This is a genomic window from Altererythrobacter sp. MTPC7, from assembly GCF_042851395.1.
GTDB lineage: Bacteria > Pseudomonadota > Alphaproteobacteria > Sphingomonadales > Sphingomonadaceae > CAJXSN01.
Map to the genome: position 1 here is coordinate 44,534 of NZ_BTGS01000006.1, position 17,759 is coordinate 62,292.

The following is a 17,759-nucleotide window of genomic DNA, read 5'->3' on the forward strand; positions in this document are numbered from 1 at the left end:
CGGCTGTGCGGCGTTTTACGCCTAAATCGGTGGAGATTGCTCAGCCGCCGAAACGCTCGGGCGCAGGATCGAGGATGACGACCGATCCGTCGCGGACCTGCCGGACTTCCATCGCGCGCTCGACCTCGCCGCTGCGCTCGAACCGGAAGGCCCCGTCCAGACCGAGGAACCCGCCGTCATCGCGAAGATCGCGCACGGGGAAAGCGCGACCGACCCGCCAGTCACGTGCGACCCTCAGCGTCAGCAGCACGGCATCGTAGCCCAGCGTTGCAACGCGGAAGGGCTGGCTTCCGAAGCGGTCGCGATAGCTTTCGGAAAAGCGCTTGAACCGCGCATCAGACACGGACGAGAAGATGGCGCCCCGCAGCGGGGCCGACCGGGTGACGGAGCTTTCGCCGCTCCACAGTTCGGTGCCGATCAGCTGGGTGGCGCCCTGACCGGACGGCTTCAGGACTCCTGCAGCCCTTTCCGCGAAGCGCGCATTATCCGCGAGAACGACGGCATCGTACCCTCCAGCCTGCCGCAGGCGCTGCGCTGCGCTGATGATGGAGGTATTCCCGCGGGAATAGCGCTCGGTCGAAACCAGGCCCCCACCGGTATCGCGCAGGGCCGATGCCAGCGACGCCTCGGCCCGGCGGCCATATTCGCCTTCGGGTGCAAGGATGGAGAAGTTTCGCGCACCCCTGCTGCGGGCATATTCAACCGACCGGCGGATCGACTGGGTGGGCAGATGACCCATCACGAATACGTCCGGGCCGGCTACCTCGTTATCGTTCGAGAAAGAGATCAGGGGGACTTCGGCAGCCCGCGCCTCTGCCAGGACCAGCGGGACATTCTCCGCCATCAGCGGACCCAGGATCAGCTTGTTGCCGTCATTGACCGCGCGGCGGGCAGCCTCGCGTGCGCCCGTCGACGTATCGTAGGTGGTGATCCGCAGATTGCTCGCATCGGTGTCGAGGATCGCCATGGTCGTCGCATTGGCGATCGACTGGCCCACATTCGCGTTTCCACCCGACATCGGCACCAGCAGTGCGACCCGGTGACGCTCGGTATCGCCGGAGGGCAGGGCGGTCGCGCTCGGTTCCGGTGCAGGCGTGGTCGGTGCAGCTTCGGGAGGAGGCGGAGCGGACGAAGGGGCGCCCGGAATGATCTGGCAGCCGCCCAGCAGGGCCGCTGTGCCAGCGACGACAAACGCGCGCTTGCCCAGATTGAAACCCTTCATAACTTGCCACTCCCTCGCTGCGTGGTTCATGGGCGTATTCGTGGAAAGGACCAGCCAGACCGAACCCCTTCCCGCGGGGCTGTATATCGTCGCTACGCCGATTGGCAATCTCGGTGACATCACCATGCGCGCCGCCGATATACTGGCGCGGTGCGACGGCGTCGCGTGCGAGGATACGCGCGTCACCGGCAAGCTCATGAAGCATCTCGGCCTGTCGAAACCGCTCTGGCGATACGACGATCACGCAGGCGAGAAAGACCGTGCGCGGCTGGTCGCGTCGATGCACGACCGTGCGGTCGCGCTGGTCAGCGATGCCGGAACGCCGCTTGTCAGCGATCCGGGCTACCGGCTGGTCAACGATTGCAGGGAAGCCGGGATTGCCGTGACCACCCTGCCGGGGGCGTGCGCTGCCGTGGCGGGACTAACGCTGTCGGGCTTGCCCAATGACAGGTTCCTGTTCGCCGGGTTCCTGCCTTCGAAGTACAAGGCTCGCAAAGATGTGCTGGAGGAACTGGGCGGGATCGATGCGACGCTGGTTTTCTACGAAACCGGTCCGCGGTTGCTGAAGAGCCTGGCGGCCATTTCCGAGGTGCTGGGCGCGCGCGATATTGCCGTGGGCCGCGAACTCACGAAGCTGCACGAGGAATGCCGACGCGGCCTGCCTGACGGACTTGTTGCCTATTACGAGACGCACCCTCCGAAAGGCGAGATCGTCCTCATGATCGGGCCCGCAGATCCCGACATGGTCCAGCACGACGTGGACGCGCTGTTGCGGAATGCCATGGGCCAGATGAAAGCCTCGCAGGCAGCGGCAAGCGTGGCCCGGATGACGGGTAGCGATCGCAAGGCACTGTATGCCCGGGCGCTGGAGCTCAAGAACCAGTGAAGCGTCAGAAGGCGGAGAAGCAGGGCCGGGACGGGGAAACCCGCGCGGCGCTGTGGCTGCAAGCCAAGGGCTGGCGTATCTTGGCACGGCGGAAGAAAACGCCGCGCGGCGAGATAGACCTGATTGCAAAGCGCGGCGGCGTCGTGGCCTTCGTTGAGGTCAAATGGCGCCGCAACGCCGCCGACCTCGACCATGCGATAGACGAACGCCGCCTTTCGCGCGTGGCGGCGGCGGTGGATTGCATCGCGCATGAATATGCGGCCGAGGGGGAGGATATCCGGGTCGACGTAATCCTGCTTGCACCGGCCACCCTGCCACGCCACATCGCCAACGCCTGGCAACCTTAGGAAACAACAGATGACCCTGCGAATAGCTGTCCAGATGGACCCGATGGAAAGTGTGAAGATCGCGGGCGATTCCAGCTTTGCCCTGATGCTGGGGGCGCAGGCGCGCGGCCACGAGATCTTCCATTACGATGTCGGCACGCTGGCCTGGGAATCCGATGGAACCCCTCGCGGGAGGATTACCGCCCATGCCGCACCGGTAGAGGTGCGGCGCGTAGAGGGCGACCATTTCACCATGGGTGATCCCCTGCAGGTGGACCTCGCGCATGATATGGACGTCATCCTGATGCGGCAGGACCCGCCTTTCGACCTTGGCTATATCAGCGCGGCGCTGCTTCTCGACAGGCTCAAGGGGCAGACGCTGGTATCGAACGACCCGCGCGAGGTCGTGAACGCTCCTGAGAAAATGTTCGTTCTGGATTACGCGCAGTTCATGCCGCCGACCCTGATCGCGCGCACCATGGACGAGGTGCGCGCGTTCCAGCAGAAGCACGGCGCCATCGTCGTGAAGCCGCTGCACGGCAATGGCGGCAAGGCAATCTTCAAGCTCGACGCCGACGGGACCAACGCTTCTGCCCTGTTCGAGGTGTTCAACCAGACATGGCCGGAGGCGCACATGGTCCAGCCTTTCCTCCCCGAAGTGAGCGAGGGCGACAAGCGCATCGTGCTGGTCGACGGAGAGTTTGCCGGTGCCATCAATCGCAAGCCGGGGGAGGGCGAATTCCGCTCCAACCTCGCGCAGGGCGGCTATGCCGAAGCGGCGACCCTGACCGCGCGCGAGGAAGAAATCTGCGCGGCCATGGGTCCGGAACTGGCGCGCCGGGGCCTCACCTTCGTGGGTATCGACGTGATCGGCGGCAAATGGCTGACGGAGATAAACGTGACCAGCCCGACCGGGATCGTGGCAATCGACCGGTTCAACGGCAGCGATACGGTCGGCGCAATCCTCGACGCGGTCGAACGTCGCCATGCTGCAATGGTCGCCGCCGCCTGACCGGCTGATTTCCGAGGCACGTCGACGCATCTCGCGCATTTGTCAGCCATGGACGATTTTGTTGTCAGCCTGATCGAGCGCCTCGGCTACGCGGGGGTCGCGATCCTGATGGCGCTGGAAAACATCTTTCCGCCCATGCCCTCGGAAGCGATCATGGGCGCAGGGGCGCTTGCCATCGAACGTGGCAGCATGGATTTCTGGCCGCTTCTGATCGCCGGCACGATCGGGACGACCCTGGGCAATTACGTGTGGTTCTGGGCAGGCGACAAGTGGGGCTATGAAAGGCTGGGGCCGTTCATCGACCGCTGGGGCAGGTGGCTCACCATGGAATGGGAAGACGTGGAGCGCGCCTCCGATTTCTTCCGGAAGCACGGGCAATGGGTGGTGTTCATCCTTCGTGCCACTCCGATCATGCGGACGATGATTTCCCTGCCCGCGGGCCTCGCGCATATGGGCACGCTCAAGTTTCTGCTGTTCACGGCAGCCGGCGCGGCGCTGTGGAATGTCATGCTGATCGTCGGGACCCAGTGGCTGTCCCGGACCTTCTCCGACATCGACAATATCGTCAGCGGAGTGATCGTCGCGATCATGGTGCTGGCCGTGGCGGGCTATGTCCTGCGCCTCGTCACATGGAAACCGCGCGCGGATAGGTGAGGCGCTGAGCGCTTCGGTGCCGTAGTCAGTCGTCGCGTTCACGCGGATGCGCGCCGCGATACGCTTCCAGCATCTTCGCCGCATCGACCCTCGTGTATATCTGGGTCGAGCCGAGACTGGCATGGCCCAGCAGTTCCTGAAGGCTTCGCAAATCCGCTCCTTCGCCAAGGAGGTGCGTTGCAAAACTGTGCCGCATCGCGTGCGGCGTTGCGGTTTCCGGCAGTCCGAGCGAACGACGAGCCCGGGCCGTCGCCTTTTGCACCATTCCCTGCGACAAGCGCCCGCCTTTCACGCCGCGAAAAAGAGGTTCGTCGGCCTGCAGCGTGAACGGACATACCCGCGCATAGGCATCGACGGCGTCGCGCACTTGCGGCAGAATAGGCACCACGCGCTGCTTCCTGCCTTTGCCGGTGACACGCAGCGTCTCGCCGAGCGGGAGGACGTCTGCCGACAGGGAAAGCGCCTCTGCCACGCGCAGTCCCGCTCCGTAGAGCAGAAGTACGACAGCCCGGTCACGCGCGCCGACCCATCCTTCGGATGCGTCGCTCTCGATCCTCTCCGCAAGTCCGATTGCTTCATCGGGCGTGACAGGGCGGGGCAGCCCTTTCTTGATCCGCGGTCCCCGGAGCCGGGGGGCGTCCGTTTCCGCCGCACCGGTTTCGGCCCTGGCGAAGCGGATGAAGGCCTTGATCGCGGAGAGTTCCCGCGCGGCAGAGGCATTGGACAACCCCTCGCTGCGCCGCATGGCCAGATGGCGCCGTACAGCACCTGCATCGAGGCCCGCAACCGTTTCGAATGTTGCCAGTCCCAGCGCTTCGGCCAGCCTGCGGGCCGCCGTTCCATAGGCCCTGACGGTGTGGGGCGATCGCCGCAGGTCGACCGCGAGATGCTGTTCCCAGCGCTCCAGCACCGATGGCTCCCTCATGCGCCGACGAGGTCGCCCGGCACCAATTCGCCGAGGAGACCGTCGAGCAGGGGCATCCCCGCCTGTGTCAAGCCAACGCGGTCGCCGTCCCGCCACAGCAGGCCGAGGTCCGTGTAGAGCGCGGCCTTGTCGGGCACGATGAGCTCGCCACTCGCGAACCCAGTCCGAACGCCAAGCGCAACAAGGTCGATCCCCTCGCGCAGCCTCAGGCCCATCAACAAGGCTTCCGACGCCTGTTCCCGCCGATCGAGCGCTTGTTCTTCCGCTATGCCGTGCCCTTGGTTCTCGATGGCAGACAGCCAGTTCTCCGGCTTCTTGTGCCGCTGCGTAGCGCGACCCCCGCGCCGGCCATGCGCGCCCGGTCCAACGCCGCAATAGTCGCGGTATCGCCAATAGGTCAGGTTGTGCCGGCTTTCCTGTCCCGGGGCGGAGTGGTTGCTGATTTCATAGGCCGGTAGCCCGGCAGTCGCGGTCATTTCCTGTGTCACGGTGAAGAGCGTTGCCGCGTCGTCGCCGTCCATCGGTTCGAACGAACCAGTCCTCACATCGGTCGCGAACCGGGTGCCGGGCTCGATCGTCAATTGATAAAGGGAGAGATGGGATGTGCCGAACGCGATCGCGCGGCGCAGTTCTTCGGCCCATGCGTCCGCAGACTGTCTCGGCCTCGCGTAGATGAGGTCGAAGCTGACGCGACCGAAAAGCTCCTGCGCATGGTCCAGCGCGGACAGCGCTTCTTCGACGGAGTGCTCACGTCCCAGAAAGGTAAGCGCATCCTGCTCGAGGGACTGGATACCAAGCGATACGCGATTGACCCCGGCGTGTGCGAGCTCGGCGAACTTGTCCGCTTCAAAGCTCGTCGGGTTTGCTTCCAGCGTGATTTCCATGCCCGGCGCAAAACCCCAAAGGCGCTCCGCCTCTGTCAGCAAGGCGGCGACGAGGTGCGGTGGCATCAGGGAGGGCGTGCCTCCGCCGAAAAAGATCGATTCCAGCGGCTCGCCGCCCGCCGCATCGGCCTCGTGGCGCATATCCGCTAGCAAGGCATCCTGCCAGAGAGCATGGTCCACCTCGGCCCTCACATGACTGTTGAAGTCGCAGTAAGGACATTTCTTCAGGCAAAAGGGCCAATGGATGTATAAGGCTCGGGCCATGGGCGGACCCTCGCGCTGCCCGGGAAAGGAAGTCAAGATGCGTTCGATCAAACCGGTGCTTACCGCTGCTGCGCTGCTCCTCGGTGCCCAAACGGCAATGGCACAGGACGCGCAGACCTCGGCCGAAACCGGCACGCCGCTTGTGCGGCCCGCCGAACCCGCCGCTGCCGCGCAGCAGATCAACATGTTCGCTCAAAGCCTGCTGGGCGCGCATAATGACGCGCGGCAGAAAGTCGGCGCGCCGCCGCTGCGCTGGAGTGCCCCGTTGCAGGATGACGCCGCGCGTTATGCCGCGGTGCTGGCGGAAAAGAACATGATCGAGCATGCCAGCGCAGAAGCGCGAAAGGGCGCAGGCGAGAATTTATGGATCGGCACGACCGGCTTCTATTCGACCAGGGCGATGATCGACGCCTTCCTCAGCGAAGAGCGGTACTTCAAGCCGGGCGTGTTCCCCGATGTATCGACCACCGGCAACTGGATCGATGTCGGGCATTACACCCAGATCATCTGGAAGGACACGCAGGAGGTCGGCTGCGCAATTGCCAACAATTCGCAGAACGACGTGCTGGTTTGCCGTTATATGCCGTCGGGCAATTGGCGCGGCGTGGCGATACCCTGACGAAGCTTAGCCGAACTGGTCGGCGACCAGCTTTGCAAAGGCATCGGCGCGGTGGCTAATCGCATGCTTTTCCGCCAGATCGATCTCTGCGAATGTCTGCTCCCGCCCTTCCGGTACGAATACCGGATCGTAGCCGAAGCCCAGTTCCCCCCGGGGCGGCCAGACGAGCGATCCGGGCGCCGTGCCCTCGTACACCGCATGCTCTCCGTCCGGCCAGGCGAGCGCCAGGACGCAGTGGAAGGCGCAGGCGCGTGAAGCGTCCGGCCCCTGTGCCTGCAGCAGCCCCTCGACCTTGCCCATCGCCATGAACCAGTCGCGCCCGGCTTCGCCTTCGAACCATTGCCGCTCCGCCCAGTCGGCGGTGTAGACGCCGGGACGCCCGCCCAGCGCGTCCACGCTCAGGCCGCTGTCGTCGGCAAGCGCGGCCATGCCCGACGCCTCTGCCGAGGCGCGCGCCTTGATCAGGGCGTTCTCGGCGAAGGTCGTGCCGGTCTCCGCCGGTTCTGGCAGGCCGAGTGAACCGGCCGAGATGCATTTCACCCCATAGGGATCGAGCAGGGCCGATATCTCTTTCAGCTTCCCCGTATTATGCGTCGCAATGACGAGGGAACCGCTACCCAGCCTGCTCATGAACGCCGCATCCTTCCTTCAATGGTCCCCGGTCCGGACATCGAACCGGGGAATGCACCTGGTCAGCCGATAGCCTGATCCTGCGCCTTGAAAATGTCCGCACAGCCCATCTGGGCGAGGCGAAGGAGGCGCAGGAACGCTTCCTCGTCATAAGGCGCACCTTCGGCCGTTGCCTGCGCTTCCGCAATCTTGCCGCCTTCGATCAGGACGAAGTTGGCATCGGCGTCGGCATTGCTGTCCTCCGGATAGTCGAGATCGAGAACCGGCGTACCCTGATAAATGCCGCAGGAAACCGCCGCAACTTTCGCGGTAATCGGGTCCTCGAAAATCAGTTTCTCCTCCATGAGACCGTTGACCGCGAGGCGCAGTGCGACCCATGCGCCGCTGATCGAGGCGGTACGCGTCCCGCCATCGGCCTGGATCACGTCGCAATCGAGGGTAATCTGCCGCTCGCCCAGCTTTTTCAGATCGACCACGGCGCGCAGGGATCGCCCGATCAGACGCTGGATTTCCTGCGTCCGGCCGGACTGCTTCCCGCGTGCAGCTTCGCGGCTGCCGCGGGTATGCGTGGCGCGGGGAAGCATCGAATATTCGCCGGTGACCCAGCCTTCGCCCTTGCCCCGCAGCCACGGCGGGATGCGTTCTTCGACAGACGCCGTGCAGAGGACCTTCGTTTCGCCGAAGGAAATCAGGCACGATCCCTCCGCGTGCTTGGTGTAGCCGGTCTCGATCGTGATGGCGCGCATTTCATCGGGCGCGCGGCCAGAAGGTCGCATGGGTTTCTCCGGAAGGGGTGGCAATGTTTCGCGCCGCGATAGGCGCATGCACCACCGGCTTGCAAGCTTGCGGACCGGACTTTGCGCGCTATCTCGGAAGGCGACATGGCTTCTCCACCGCTTCTCGAACTGACAGACCGCGCACGGCTGATTTTCCAGCTCGTGGTCGAGGGCTATCTCGATAGCGGACAACCCGTCGGGTCGAAGACGCTGGCCCGGGAGGGGGGCCTCGACCTCTCGCCTGCTTCGATCCGGTCCGTGCTGGCGGAACTGGAGCAGGTCGGCCTTCTCGCGGCTCCTCACACCAGTGCGGGCCGGATGCCGACCGAAACGGGCCTGCGCATCTTCGTCGACGGCATGATGCAGGTCGCAGAACCGACGCGCGAGGAACGCCTGGCGATAGAGCAGCGACTAGAGGCGTCCGGTCCCATCGAGAAAGCGCTGGAGGCGACCAGCGCCATGCTGTCCGATATCAGCGGCGCAGCCGGAATGGTCCTGGTGCCGCGCCGCGACCCCCGTCTTTCGCAGGTTACGATCGTCCCGCTCGACAAGGGCCGCGCGCTCGCCGTGCTGGTCGGGGAAGACGGCCAGATCGAGAACCGCGTGATGGACGTCGGCAATACGCCGGCCAGCGTGCTGGAACAGGTCGGCAATTACATATCGTCGCACCTTGCGGGCCGGACACTTCCCGAGGCGAGCGATGCAATCCGGCAGGAGCTCGCAAGTGGCCGCACGGCTCTCGACGAGGCTAGCCGCGACCTGGTCGAACGCGGGATCGCGGTCTGGAGCGAGGATGCCTCTCACCGACCCGTGCTGATCGTGCGCGGGCAGGCCAACCTGCTGGATGAAGCCGCGATGGAGGACCTGGAAAGGGTGCGCTCCCTGCTCGACGATCTGGAAAGCAAGCACTCGGTTGCAGGGCTTCTCGAAAGCGCACGGGACGCGGACGCGACGCGGATCTTCATTGGCAGCGAAAACCGACTGTTCGCCTTGAGTGGCTCTTCCGTCATCGCCTCTCCGTATCGCGATCGCGAGGGGAAGGTCGTGGGCGTACTGGGCGTGATCGGGCCGACGCGGTTGAATTACGCACGGGTCGTGCCCATGGTGGATTTCACGGCCCGATCGCTGGGCAAACTCATCGGATAAACGGATACATACTCACCCATGATGGATGACACGAACAAGACGGAAGAAGCCAAGGTCGACGCCGAGATCGAGAAAGAGATGGAAGGTGTGCCGGAGCATCTTCGTGACGATGGAGCAGACGAGCCTGAAAACGCATCCGATGGCGAAGAAGGCGAGAGCCTGAGCGACGCGATCGAGGCGCTTCGCGGCGAATTGGCAGAAGCGAAACAGGAAGTTCTCTACGCGCGCGCCGACACGCAGAACGTCCGCCGCCGGATGGAGAAGGATGTCACCGATGCGCGGACCTATGCCGCGACCGGCTTTGCACGCGACATCCTGTCCGTTGCCGACAATCTTGCCCGCGCCGTCGATTCCATTCCTGAAGCGCTGCGTGAAGATGACAAGTTCAAGGGGCTGGTGGCCGGGATCGAGGCGACGCGCCGCGAACTGGACAAGGTTCTGGGCCAGCACGGCGTAACCCGCGTTGCTGCAAAGGGCCTTCCGCTCGACCCCAATGTCCATCAGGCGATGATGGAAGTCCCCACGGCGGATGCGGAGCCGGGCACGATCGTGCAGGAAATGCAGTCCGGTTACATGATCAAGGATCGGCTGCTGAGGCCTGCGATGGTCGGTGTCGCGAAAAAGCCGGACTGAGCCAATCTTCCTGCGGAACCGATGCGACCTGCGCTAGTCTAGCTAGTGGTGGGTTCGCAGAGGAGATATTTATGAACAAGAAGATGATGCTCGCGCCAGTTGCCATGGTCAGCGCCCTTTCACTGAGCGCTTGCGCCGAGAACTATGCAGCCGAAGGCGGCCTTGCGGGCGCTGCCGCCGGCGCCGGGATCGCTGCCATTACGGGCGGCGATATCGCGACCTATGCGCTTGCGGGCGCTGCCGCTGGCGGACTTGCCGGCTATTTCGTCGACAAGAACGACCGGTGCGACGGTTACAACAATGACCGCTACCTGGACGACGACTGCTTCGGCACGCGGGGCTATCCCGCCGATCCGCGCTACTGACGGTCAGATCTTGTCGCTGCCGGGGAAGCGGACGAGGAGGTCGTAGGCCTTCGCGTCGGCAACCCCGGCAAGCTTTATCCCGCGCCTCAGCAAGAAGGCGTGTTTGACGATTTCAGCCTGCTGCTCGATCCCGTACTGCTCCAGCGAGCGACCCGGTTTCAGGGCGTAGTCGTATCGGCACCACGGATGCCTGTGCAGCGGCAGATACCAATCGCCTTTCGACTGGGTCTGCCAGACATGGGTCATTTCGTGGATGAATAGTCCCTGCCGCTGCCACGGTGCTGCGGCGAAATCCTCGCAATAGCTTTCGCCCCTGGGGTGAAAATGAAGATGCCCGCGCGGGGCCATCGTCACGTTCCGCGGCTGGAAGAAAGCCCATTTGCGGCGGCGAATGGTGACTTTGCGGTAATCGATCGCATTGCCGAATATCGACCGGGCGAGGGCGGTTTCCCCGTCGGTCAGGCGCCGTTCGCCGCCGACAGGACAGAAATCCGCCGCCGCATGGTCGGCATCGGTTTCCAGGTCAGGGCCGTGCACCCTAGCGGTCTGCTCCGGCAGCGACGACTTCCGCCTCGAACGAGGTCTTGTCTCCGCCCACGACGGTCAGCGTCACTTCGAGCGATTGTCCCTCGGCAACATCGTCCTCCAGGCCGAACACCATGATGTGCCTGCCGCCCGGCTCGAACGATACCTCGTCACCGTCATTCAGCAGGAGGGGGCCCATTTCGCCCATGACCATCCCGCCGTTCCATTCCGACGTCTCGTGCAGTTCCGCGTTTTCGGACTTCTCGACCGATACCGCGCGCAGAGTGGTGGAGCGTTCGCCGGAATAGCGCACGTCCATGTAGATCGCGGCCGGGTTGCCGCTCACCGGCGGGAGCACCAGGCGGGCATTCTCGACCGTCAGGCCGGGTACGGCCTCGACATCGCCTGCCGGTGCCTCTGCCGTTTCGCCGCAGCTCGAGATGGCCGTACCTGCCACACCCAACGCCAGCGCCAATGCCCATTTTTTCACTGAAATTTCTCCGTCAAACCGTCTTGAAGCGGGCCTAGCCCGCTACCTCCCTTGTGCCAAGGAAAAGCCCTCCTATATCGCTCCCATAATCGAGCCGTAACGGGGCCCTGCCACTGACGGGGGGCCTTAAACGCGGTGTCCAACATACTGAAATGAATGGGGTATCAATGAGTAAAGTGATCGGTATCGACCTTGGCACCACCAATAGCTGCGTTGCTGTCATGGACGGAGGCAAGCCCAAGGTCGTGGAGAATTCGGAAGGCGCGCGGACCACGCCGTCCATCGTTGCCTTCACCAAGGATAACGAGCGTCTGATCGGCCAGCCTGCAAAGCGTCAGGCGGTGACTAATCCGGACAACACGCTGTTTGCCATCAAGCGCCTGATCGGTCGCCGGTTCGATGATCCGCTGACCAACAAGGACATGGACATGGTCCCGTACGACATCGTCAACGGCAAGGGTGGCGACGCCTGGGTCGAGGCCGGTGGCACGGAATACTCCCCCAGCCAGATTTCCGCCTTCATCCTGCAGAAGATGAAGGAAACCGCCGAGAGCTATCTGGGCGAAGACGTGAAGCAGGCCGTCATCACGGTGCCCGCCTATTTCAACGATGCACAGCGTCAGGCGACCAAGGATGCCGGCCAGATCGCCGGTCTAGAAGTCCTGCGTATCATCAACGAGCCGACCGCAGCTGCGCTTGCCTATGGTATGGACAAGGAAGACGGCAAGACCATCGCCGTCTACGACCTTGGCGGCGGCACGTTCGACGTCTCGGTTCTTGAAATCGGTGACGGCGTGTTCGAGGTGAAGTCGACCAATGGCGACACCTTCCTCGGCGGTGAGGACTTCGACAACGCGATCGTTGAATATCTCGCGGACGAGTTCAAGAAGAAGGAGGGCATCGACCTTCGTTCGGACAAGCTCGCGCTGCAGCGCCTGAAGGAATCCGCCGAGAAGGCGAAGATCGAACTGTCCAGCGCGCAGCAGACCGAAGTGAACCAGCCCTTCATCACGGCGCGCATGGAAGACGGCAACACGACGCCGCTCCACCTCGTCGAGACGATTACCCGTTCCAAGCTGGAGCAGCTGGTGGGCGACCTCATCAAGCGCACGCTCGAGCCGAGCAAGAAAGCTCTGGCCGATGCCGGCCTGAAGGCGAGCGAGATCGACGAAGTCATCCTCGTGGGCGGCATGACCCGCATGCCCAAGGTGCGCGAAGTGGTCGAGGAGTTCTTTGGCAAGAAACCGCACACCGGCGTGAACCCGGACGAAGTCGTCGCCATGGGCGCAGCGATCCAGGCCGGCGTCCTGCAGGGCGACGTCAAGGACGTGCTGTTGCTCGACGTCACCCCGCTGTCGCTGGGCATCGAAACGCTTGGCGGCGTCTTCACCCGCATGATCGACCGCAACACGACGATCCCGACCAAGAAATCGCAGACCTATTCGACTGCCGAGGACAACCAGCAGGCCGTGACGATCCGCGTTTTCCAGGGCGAGCGTGAAATGGCAGCCGATAACAAGCTGCTCGGCAATTTCGACCTCGTCGGCATTCCTCCGGCCCCGCGCGGCGTGCCCCAGATCGAAGTCACTTTCGACATCGACGCGAACGGCATCGTCAACGTGTCCGCCAAGGACAAGGGCACCGGCAAGGAACAGACGATCAAGATCCAGGCGTCGGGCGGCCTCAACGAGGCCGACATCGACCAGATGGTCCAGGATGCCGAGAAGTTTGCCGAAGAGGACAAGAAGCGGCGTGAAAGCGCGGAAGCGCGCAACCAGGCCGACAGCCTTGTCCACGCGACGGAAAAACAGATTGAGGAACACGGCGACAAGATCGACGCCGGCCTGAAGTCCGATGTCGAGGCGAAGATTGCCGAGGTGAAGACTGCCCTGGAAGGCGACGATGCCGACGCGATCTCTGCAAAGTCGCAGGAGCTGACCGAAGTCGCCATGAAGATGGGTCAGCAGATCTATGAGCAGGAGCAGGCCAGTGCGTCTGCCGATGCCCCTGCGGGCGGCGATGCTGCCGATGGCGGCAAGGCCGACGAAGACGTCGTCGATGCGGAGTTCTCCGAAGTCGACGAAGACGCAAAGAGCTAAGGCTCGAATGCGAACCCTGGCCGCCGCCGATGCCACCGAGCATCGGCGGCGGCTGACGTTTTGAAAACAGGCCGATCCGGACGGGGATATTCATTGGCAACCGAAACCGACCTCTACGAATTGCTTGGCGTCGACCGAGGGGCCGATGCCGCTACGCTGAAAAGCGCATATCGCAAGTTGGCGATGAAGCATCATCCCGACCGCAATCCGGGCGATCCCGAAGCAGAGGCGCAGTTCAAGGCTGTCGGTGCCGCCTATGAAGTCCTGAAGGACCCGCAGAAGCGCGCAGCTTACGACCAGTACGGCCACGCCGCCTTCCAGCAGGGCGGAATGGGCAGCGGGGGCCATGCCGATTTCGGCGATATCGGGGACATCTTCGAGACCATTTTCGGCGGAGGCTTCGGTGGTGGACGCCAGCGGCAGGCGCGCGGTGCGGACCTTCGCTACGACATGCAGGTCAGCATGGAGGAGGCGTTCGACGGAAAGAAGACCCAGATCGAGATCGAGGTTTCGCAGCAATGCGACACCTGCAACGGCTCCGGCGCGGAACCCGGCACCGGGACGCGTGGATGCAATCTGTGCAACGGCTACGGCAAGGTCCGCGCAAACCAGGGCTTCTTCGTCGTCGAGCGGCCCTGTCCCAATTGTCATGGACGCGGTGAAGTCCTCGAAGATCCGTGCAGCACATGCCGCGGCGAGGGGCGTGTCGACAAACCGCAGGCGCTCGATGTCGAAATCCCCCCTGGCGTCGATACGGGCACGAGGATCCGCCTGTCGGGCAAGGGCGAAGCGGGTCCGCGCGGCGCGCCTCCGGGCGACCTCTATATCTTCATCCACGTCGCCCAGCACGATTTCTTCGAGCGCGAAGGCACGACCTTGCTGACCCGCGTTCCGATCAGCTTCACTACCGCGGCGCTCGGCGGATCGGTCGACATTCCCGATCTCGACGGCTCGACGAACACGATCGACATTCCCGCTGGCATCCAATCGGGCCGGCAACTGCGCAAGCGGGGGGCGGGCATGCCGGTCCTCCAGGGCAGGGGGCGCGGCGATCTCGTCGTCGAAATCTTGGTCGAGACTCCGACGAAGTTGACCAAGGCACAGAAGGAACTGCTCAAGGAATTTCGCGAAACGGAGACCGGCGCGGAATGTCCGGCAGCCCAGGGCTTCTTCGACAAGCTGAAAGGTGCGCTCGGCGCATAAGGCGCGGGCAATCCAGCGTGGTCACGGGCACATTGCCCTGCCGCGCTATTTCCGTATCACCTTCTGATCTGTCATGATTGGCAGGGAAGCGCTGCAGCGAAAGGGGAGCCTCGAACATGGCCGTGTTGCCGTCCCTCACGATCATCGACGACTTTCTTGCCGATCCGCATGCAGTCCGGCGCGCCGCTCTCGCGCTCGATTACGACAGCGAGGTCAATCGCAGCAACTTTCCCGGTCGCAATTCGGCCACCGCACTGCCGACTAGGACGCTGGAAGAAGCGGTGTCGCGCCAGATCGGGGTTCAGGTGACGGGCACCCCCGACACCAGTCATGGCCGGTGCAGGATCACGCTGAAAACGGACAAGGGGAAAAGCGGCGTCCACTGCGACCCCGCATTCTATTCCGGCATCCTGTATCTCTCGCGCCCCGAAGACTGCGACCGGCCCGGCGCAGGGGGAACGGACTTCTTTCGCCACAAGCGTACCGGTATCGACCGTGTGCCGCCGACGCTGGAAGATGCGCGCGCAAAGGGTTTTCGCGACATAAACGCCGTGTTCGAAGAGGTGGTGAACAGGGACACGAACCACCCCGCCAAATGGCAGCGCACGATGCGCGTACCGATTCGGTTCAACCGCCTGATCCTGTTCTCGCCATGGCTGTTCCACACCGCCGCACCCGGATTCGGCACCGACCTGGAAAGCGGCCGTCTCGCCATGCTTCTCTTCTTCGACAGGGCCGGACCGCTGCCTGCCTGAACCATCAGGGCAAACGTTCGCGGATTTCCGATTCGATGGCGTCGATCAGTGAAGGGTCGGCGGTCAGCCTGCCGCGTTCTTCATCGAGGATCGCCAGGAAGAGCTCACGCTTGTAAGCGCTGCATACGCTGTCCAGTATCGGATTCTCGAGCGTTGAGCACACGAGGTCGACCATCCGTTCCGCGCCGTGCAGTCGCCCCCAGAGATAATCGTTCTCGCGGTAGGCCCGGCTGAAGAACGCGCCGAAATTATAGAACTCCGTCCCACGCAGGGTGGCGGCCGTTCCGCCCTCCCTGATCGACCGGGCATCCTCCGGGCTGATCCTGTCGACCTTCACCGGATCGAATTCGGTCAGGCCGTCGGCCCCCAGAAGCGGCAGTGTGGCGATATCGTAATAGGGAAAGCCGAGATAGGTCAGCAGCATCTTGCGCCGCAGGTTCTCCGGCATCTGCGTGAGCGCGGCCGAGAGCATTTCCTCTGCCTTCAGGTCCAGTTCGGGAAGCAGATGCCGCTCTGCCAGCAGGTCGAGCACCTGCCCGGGCGCTTCCATCACGTTGGCGGCGGCATGGGCAAAGTCGTCGCCCAAATGGGCCGTCGCCTCGCGGTCGAAATACAGCGACAGGATGTCGTAGATTGCCGAGCGGGCGTCATCCGTTGCGGAATCGTCGATGTCTGGATCGGCATCCCATTCGCGGGACGCGCGACGCGCCAGCAATCGCAAGCGCCGGATACGAAAGCCGAGGTCGTGGGCCCGGAAGAACGCGATGGCGGCATCGTTCGCACCGCCGCTGTCGCTGCCCAGCGATGTCAGGCCCCGCCGCTCCAGCTCGCCCCTGAGCGACGCGACCAGAGGCTGCGTATCGGGAATGGCGAGCGAAGGAGCGCTGGACAGGGCCAGGGACGCGAGCCGCTCCAGAATGCCGTTGAACTTCGTCTGGGCGTAGGGGTGGTAGGCGAACCCGGCATTTTCCGCTGCCGCCTGCTGGGCCCGGTTACGCCAGTTTTTCAGTCGGCGCGGGGTAGGGCGGTTCAGGAACAGGGTTCGGCCGAACAGCTTGTCGACCGCATCCTCCACGGCAGGGCGCATGCCGGACACGATATCGCGCCGCCGCGAAGCTTCGCGCGATTGCTTTTCCAGCGCTTCCAGATTGTCGCGGATCGGCTGTTCGCGCGGGATGGTGGATAGGGAGCCGAAAATGGCGGAGAAAAAGCCGACCGGACCGGCGTCCCCTTTAACCGCGGCCTCTGCACCGGGATTGTCGCTGCCGAAGCGTTCGGGGCGGGGATCGATATAGACGAAGCGGCGGTCGACTTCGCGGTGGGCGGGGCGGCCTCGCAAAGCCTCGATAGCGCCAGCGAACGGGGCATTCACCAGAACCGCGCCGTCGATCAGATTGACCGCACCGGCCGTGCCGCGATCTGAATGCACCGGCATGACCCGCTGGAGAAAGGCATCGCGGCCATGCCAGTCATCACCGGTCTCGCTTGCCAGCCTGTCGATCTCGTCCACCTGCAGAGGAGGAAATGCGCCTGGAAAACTGGAGGTCGCGCGCGCCGCGAAGGTCAGCTCGTAAGGATCCGCCAGCGACTTTCCCGCCTCCAGCGGCACGCGCGCGGTGAACGAGACCGGCATGCGGTGCTCGCTTTCCATGACGACGGGCGGACTGTTCAATCGCAGCATCTCGAGATGACCGCCGAAATCCGTGGCGGTCACGAACAAATCGATGGGATGGCCCGGCGGAAGCAGGGGAGGTGCAGCCTGACTGCCCGCCACGGCCTGCAATGCATCGTGCAGCAGGCGGGACATGCCGAGCCCGGAGAACGGAGGCTGAAACCAGCGTCCGCGGATCAGGCGGGACACCTTCGTGCGCACCTCTTCCCGCGTTTCCGGCGCGACGCTCTCGCTGACGGCATTTCCGGGACGGCGCAGCAGATATTCCGCGAGGGGCTGCGCCCACAATTTGGCATACCGCCAGACGGGGCGCGCATCCTTGTCCGTCAGGCGGTCGATATCCGCATTGTCCAGCCACAGTTCGGTGAGCGGCTCGAGCGACCGTCCCGAATGGATTGCCTCCGCCAGGAAAACCGCATTGATGCCGCCGGCGCTTGCCCCGGTGAGGATGTCGGGCAGAACGCGCAAGGACAGTCCCGCTTCGTCTCGTAAATGGGTGAGCAGGCGGACATAGACATCTTCCGAACCGCCCGAGACCCGGTCATCGTCATGGAAGGCGCGGCTGGCCCGTGCGAGCTTCCATATCTCTTTCGTGACACCGTGCATATACACGGCGAGGCTGACGCCGCCGTAGCAGACAAGGGCAATCCGGAGTTCTTTCTGCCCCATGCCC

19 protein-coding genes are annotated in these 17,759 nt (G+C 63.9%); 11 read left to right on the forward strand and 8 right to left on the reverse strand.

What is annotated here, in order from left to right; translation table 11 throughout:
- Positions 1-40: 40 nt before the first annotated feature.
- Positions 41-1,222, reverse strand: coding sequence for a penicillin-binding protein activator (locus ACGHJ7_RS06720; protein WP_390475699.1), 1,182 nt, complete (start codon positions 1,220-1,222; stop codon positions 41-43).
- Positions 1,223-1,250: 28 nt separating this feature from the next.
- Here ACGHJ7_RS06720 and rsmI point away from each other — a divergent pair, with 28 nt between their 5' ends.
- The 4 genes from rsmI to ACGHJ7_RS06740 are packed head-to-tail and all read left to right on the forward strand — an operon-like array spanning position 1,251 to position 4,100.
- Positions 1,251-2,108, forward strand: coding sequence for a 16S rRNA (cytidine(1402)-2'-O)-methyltransferase (gene rsmI, locus ACGHJ7_RS06725; RefSeq protein ID WP_390475701.1), 858 nt, complete (start codon positions 1,251-1,253; stop codon positions 2,106-2,108).
- Complete coding sequence (locus ACGHJ7_RS06730) at positions 2,105-2,455, forward strand: YraN family protein (RefSeq protein WP_390475703.1); 351 nt, start codon at positions 2,105-2,107, stop codon at positions 2,453-2,455. The genes rsmI and ACGHJ7_RS06730 overlap by 4 nt, the downstream gene beginning before the upstream one ends.
- 10 nt (positions 2,456-2,465) lie before the next feature.
- On the forward strand, positions 2,466-3,446 hold the full coding sequence (gshB, locus tag ACGHJ7_RS06735; RefSeq protein ID WP_390475706.1) for a glutathione synthase: 981 nt from the start codon (positions 2,466-2,468) through the stop codon (positions 3,444-3,446).
- A gap of 48 nt (positions 3,447-3,494) precedes the next feature.
- Entirely contained in the window at positions 3,495-4,100 is a 606-nt protein-coding gene (locus tag ACGHJ7_RS06740; protein WP_390475708.1) for a DedA family protein, read from the forward strand.
- Between the two features lie 25 nt (positions 4,101-4,125).
- Here the strand turns inward: ACGHJ7_RS06740 and ACGHJ7_RS06745 are convergent, their stop codons facing one another.
- Both ACGHJ7_RS06745 and hemW read right to left on the reverse strand, forming a co-directional pair.
- On the reverse strand, positions 4,126-5,025 hold the full coding sequence (locus ACGHJ7_RS06745) for a tyrosine recombinase XerC (protein WP_390475710.1): 900 nt from the start codon (positions 5,023-5,025) through the stop codon (positions 4,126-4,128).
- Positions 5,022-6,173 carry a radical SAM family heme chaperone HemW gene (gene hemW / locus ACGHJ7_RS06750; RefSeq protein ID WP_390475712.1) on the reverse strand — a complete coding sequence of 384 codons (1,152 nt, stop codon included), beginning with the start codon at positions 6,171-6,173 and terminating at the stop codon, positions 5,022-5,024. The genes ACGHJ7_RS06745 and hemW overlap by 4 nt, the downstream gene beginning before the upstream one ends.
- A gap of 37 nt (positions 6,174-6,210) precedes the next feature.
- Here hemW and ACGHJ7_RS06755 point away from each other — a divergent pair, with 37 nt between their 5' ends.
- Positions 6,211-6,792: a CAP domain-containing protein gene (locus ACGHJ7_RS06755; protein WP_390475714.1), complete on the forward strand. Its 582-nt coding sequence runs from the start codon at positions 6,211-6,213 to the stop codon at positions 6,790-6,792.
- Positions 6,793-6,798: 6 nt separating this feature from the next.
- Here ACGHJ7_RS06755 and rdgB read toward each other — a convergent pair whose 3' ends face one another.
- Positions 6,799-7,422: an RdgB/HAM1 family non-canonical purine NTP pyrophosphatase gene (gene rdgB, locus ACGHJ7_RS06760; RefSeq protein ID WP_390475716.1), complete on the reverse strand. Its 624-nt coding sequence runs from the start codon at positions 7,420-7,422 to the stop codon at positions 6,799-6,801.
- Positions 7,423-7,484: 62 nt separating this feature from the next.
- Positions 7,485-8,198 (reverse strand): ribonuclease PH, encoded by a 714-nt coding sequence (gene rph, locus ACGHJ7_RS06765; protein ID WP_390475719.1) that lies wholly within the window; start codon positions 8,196-8,198, stop codon positions 7,485-7,487.
- A gap of 105 nt (positions 8,199-8,303) precedes the next feature.
- On the opposite strand from rph, the gene hrcA reads away from it, so the two are divergent.
- The 3 genes from hrcA to ACGHJ7_RS06780 all read left to right on the forward strand — a co-directional run bounded on the left by hrcA (position 8,304) and on the right by ACGHJ7_RS06780 (position 10,342).
- Positions 8,304-9,344 (forward strand): heat-inducible transcriptional repressor HrcA, encoded by a 1,041-nt coding sequence (hrcA, locus tag ACGHJ7_RS06770; protein ID WP_390475721.1) that lies wholly within the window; start codon positions 8,304-8,306, stop codon positions 9,342-9,344.
- Positions 9,345-9,362: 18 nt separating this feature from the next.
- A complete protein-coding gene (grpE, locus tag ACGHJ7_RS06775) occupies positions 9,363-9,977 on the forward strand; it encodes a nucleotide exchange factor GrpE (RefSeq protein WP_390475723.1) in 615 nt (204 codons plus the stop codon).
- 71 nt (positions 9,978-10,048) lie between these two features.
- Positions 10,049-10,342, forward strand: a complete 294-nt coding sequence (locus tag ACGHJ7_RS06780) for a hypothetical protein (protein ID WP_390475724.1) — start codon at positions 10,049-10,051, stop codon at positions 10,340-10,342.
- 3 nt (positions 10,343-10,345) lie between these two features.
- On the opposite strand, the gene ACGHJ7_RS06785 is transcribed toward ACGHJ7_RS06780, so the two are convergent.
- The gene (locus ACGHJ7_RS06785) at positions 10,346-10,879 is read right to left on the reverse strand and encodes a vgr related protein (RefSeq protein WP_390475726.1); all 534 of its coding nucleotides are present in this window, start codon (positions 10,877-10,879) and stop codon (positions 10,346-10,348) included.
- 1 nt (position 10,880) lies between these two features.
- Positions 10,881-11,357 carry a copper chaperone PCu(A)C gene (locus ACGHJ7_RS06790; protein WP_390475727.1) on the reverse strand — a complete coding sequence of 159 codons (477 nt, stop codon included), beginning with the start codon at positions 11,355-11,357 and terminating at the stop codon, positions 10,881-10,883.
- Positions 11,358-11,524: 167 nt separating this feature from the next.
- Between ACGHJ7_RS06790 and dnaK the strand changes: the two genes are divergently transcribed.
- From dnaK to ACGHJ7_RS06805, 3 genes are all read left to right on the forward strand, one after another.
- Complete coding sequence (dnaK, locus tag ACGHJ7_RS06795; RefSeq protein WP_390475729.1) at positions 11,525-13,456, forward strand: molecular chaperone DnaK; 1,932 nt, start codon at positions 11,525-11,527, stop codon at positions 13,454-13,456.
- 93 nt (positions 13,457-13,549) lie between these two features.
- Positions 13,550-14,659 (forward strand): molecular chaperone DnaJ, encoded by a 1,110-nt coding sequence (gene dnaJ / locus ACGHJ7_RS06800; RefSeq protein ID WP_390475731.1) that lies wholly within the window; start codon positions 13,550-13,552, stop codon positions 14,657-14,659.
- Between the two features lie 116 nt (positions 14,660-14,775).
- Entirely contained in the window at positions 14,776-15,414 is a 639-nt protein-coding gene (locus ACGHJ7_RS06805) for a DUF6445 family protein (RefSeq protein ID WP_390475733.1), read from the forward strand.
- A 4-nt stretch (positions 15,415-15,418) separates the two neighbouring features.
- On the opposite strand, the gene ACGHJ7_RS06810 is transcribed toward ACGHJ7_RS06805, so the two are convergent.
- Positions 15,419-17,755, reverse strand: a complete 2,337-nt coding sequence (locus ACGHJ7_RS06810; RefSeq protein WP_390475735.1) for a patatin-like protein — start codon at positions 17,753-17,755, stop codon at positions 15,419-15,421.
- Positions 17,756-17,759: the final 4 nt, after the last annotated feature.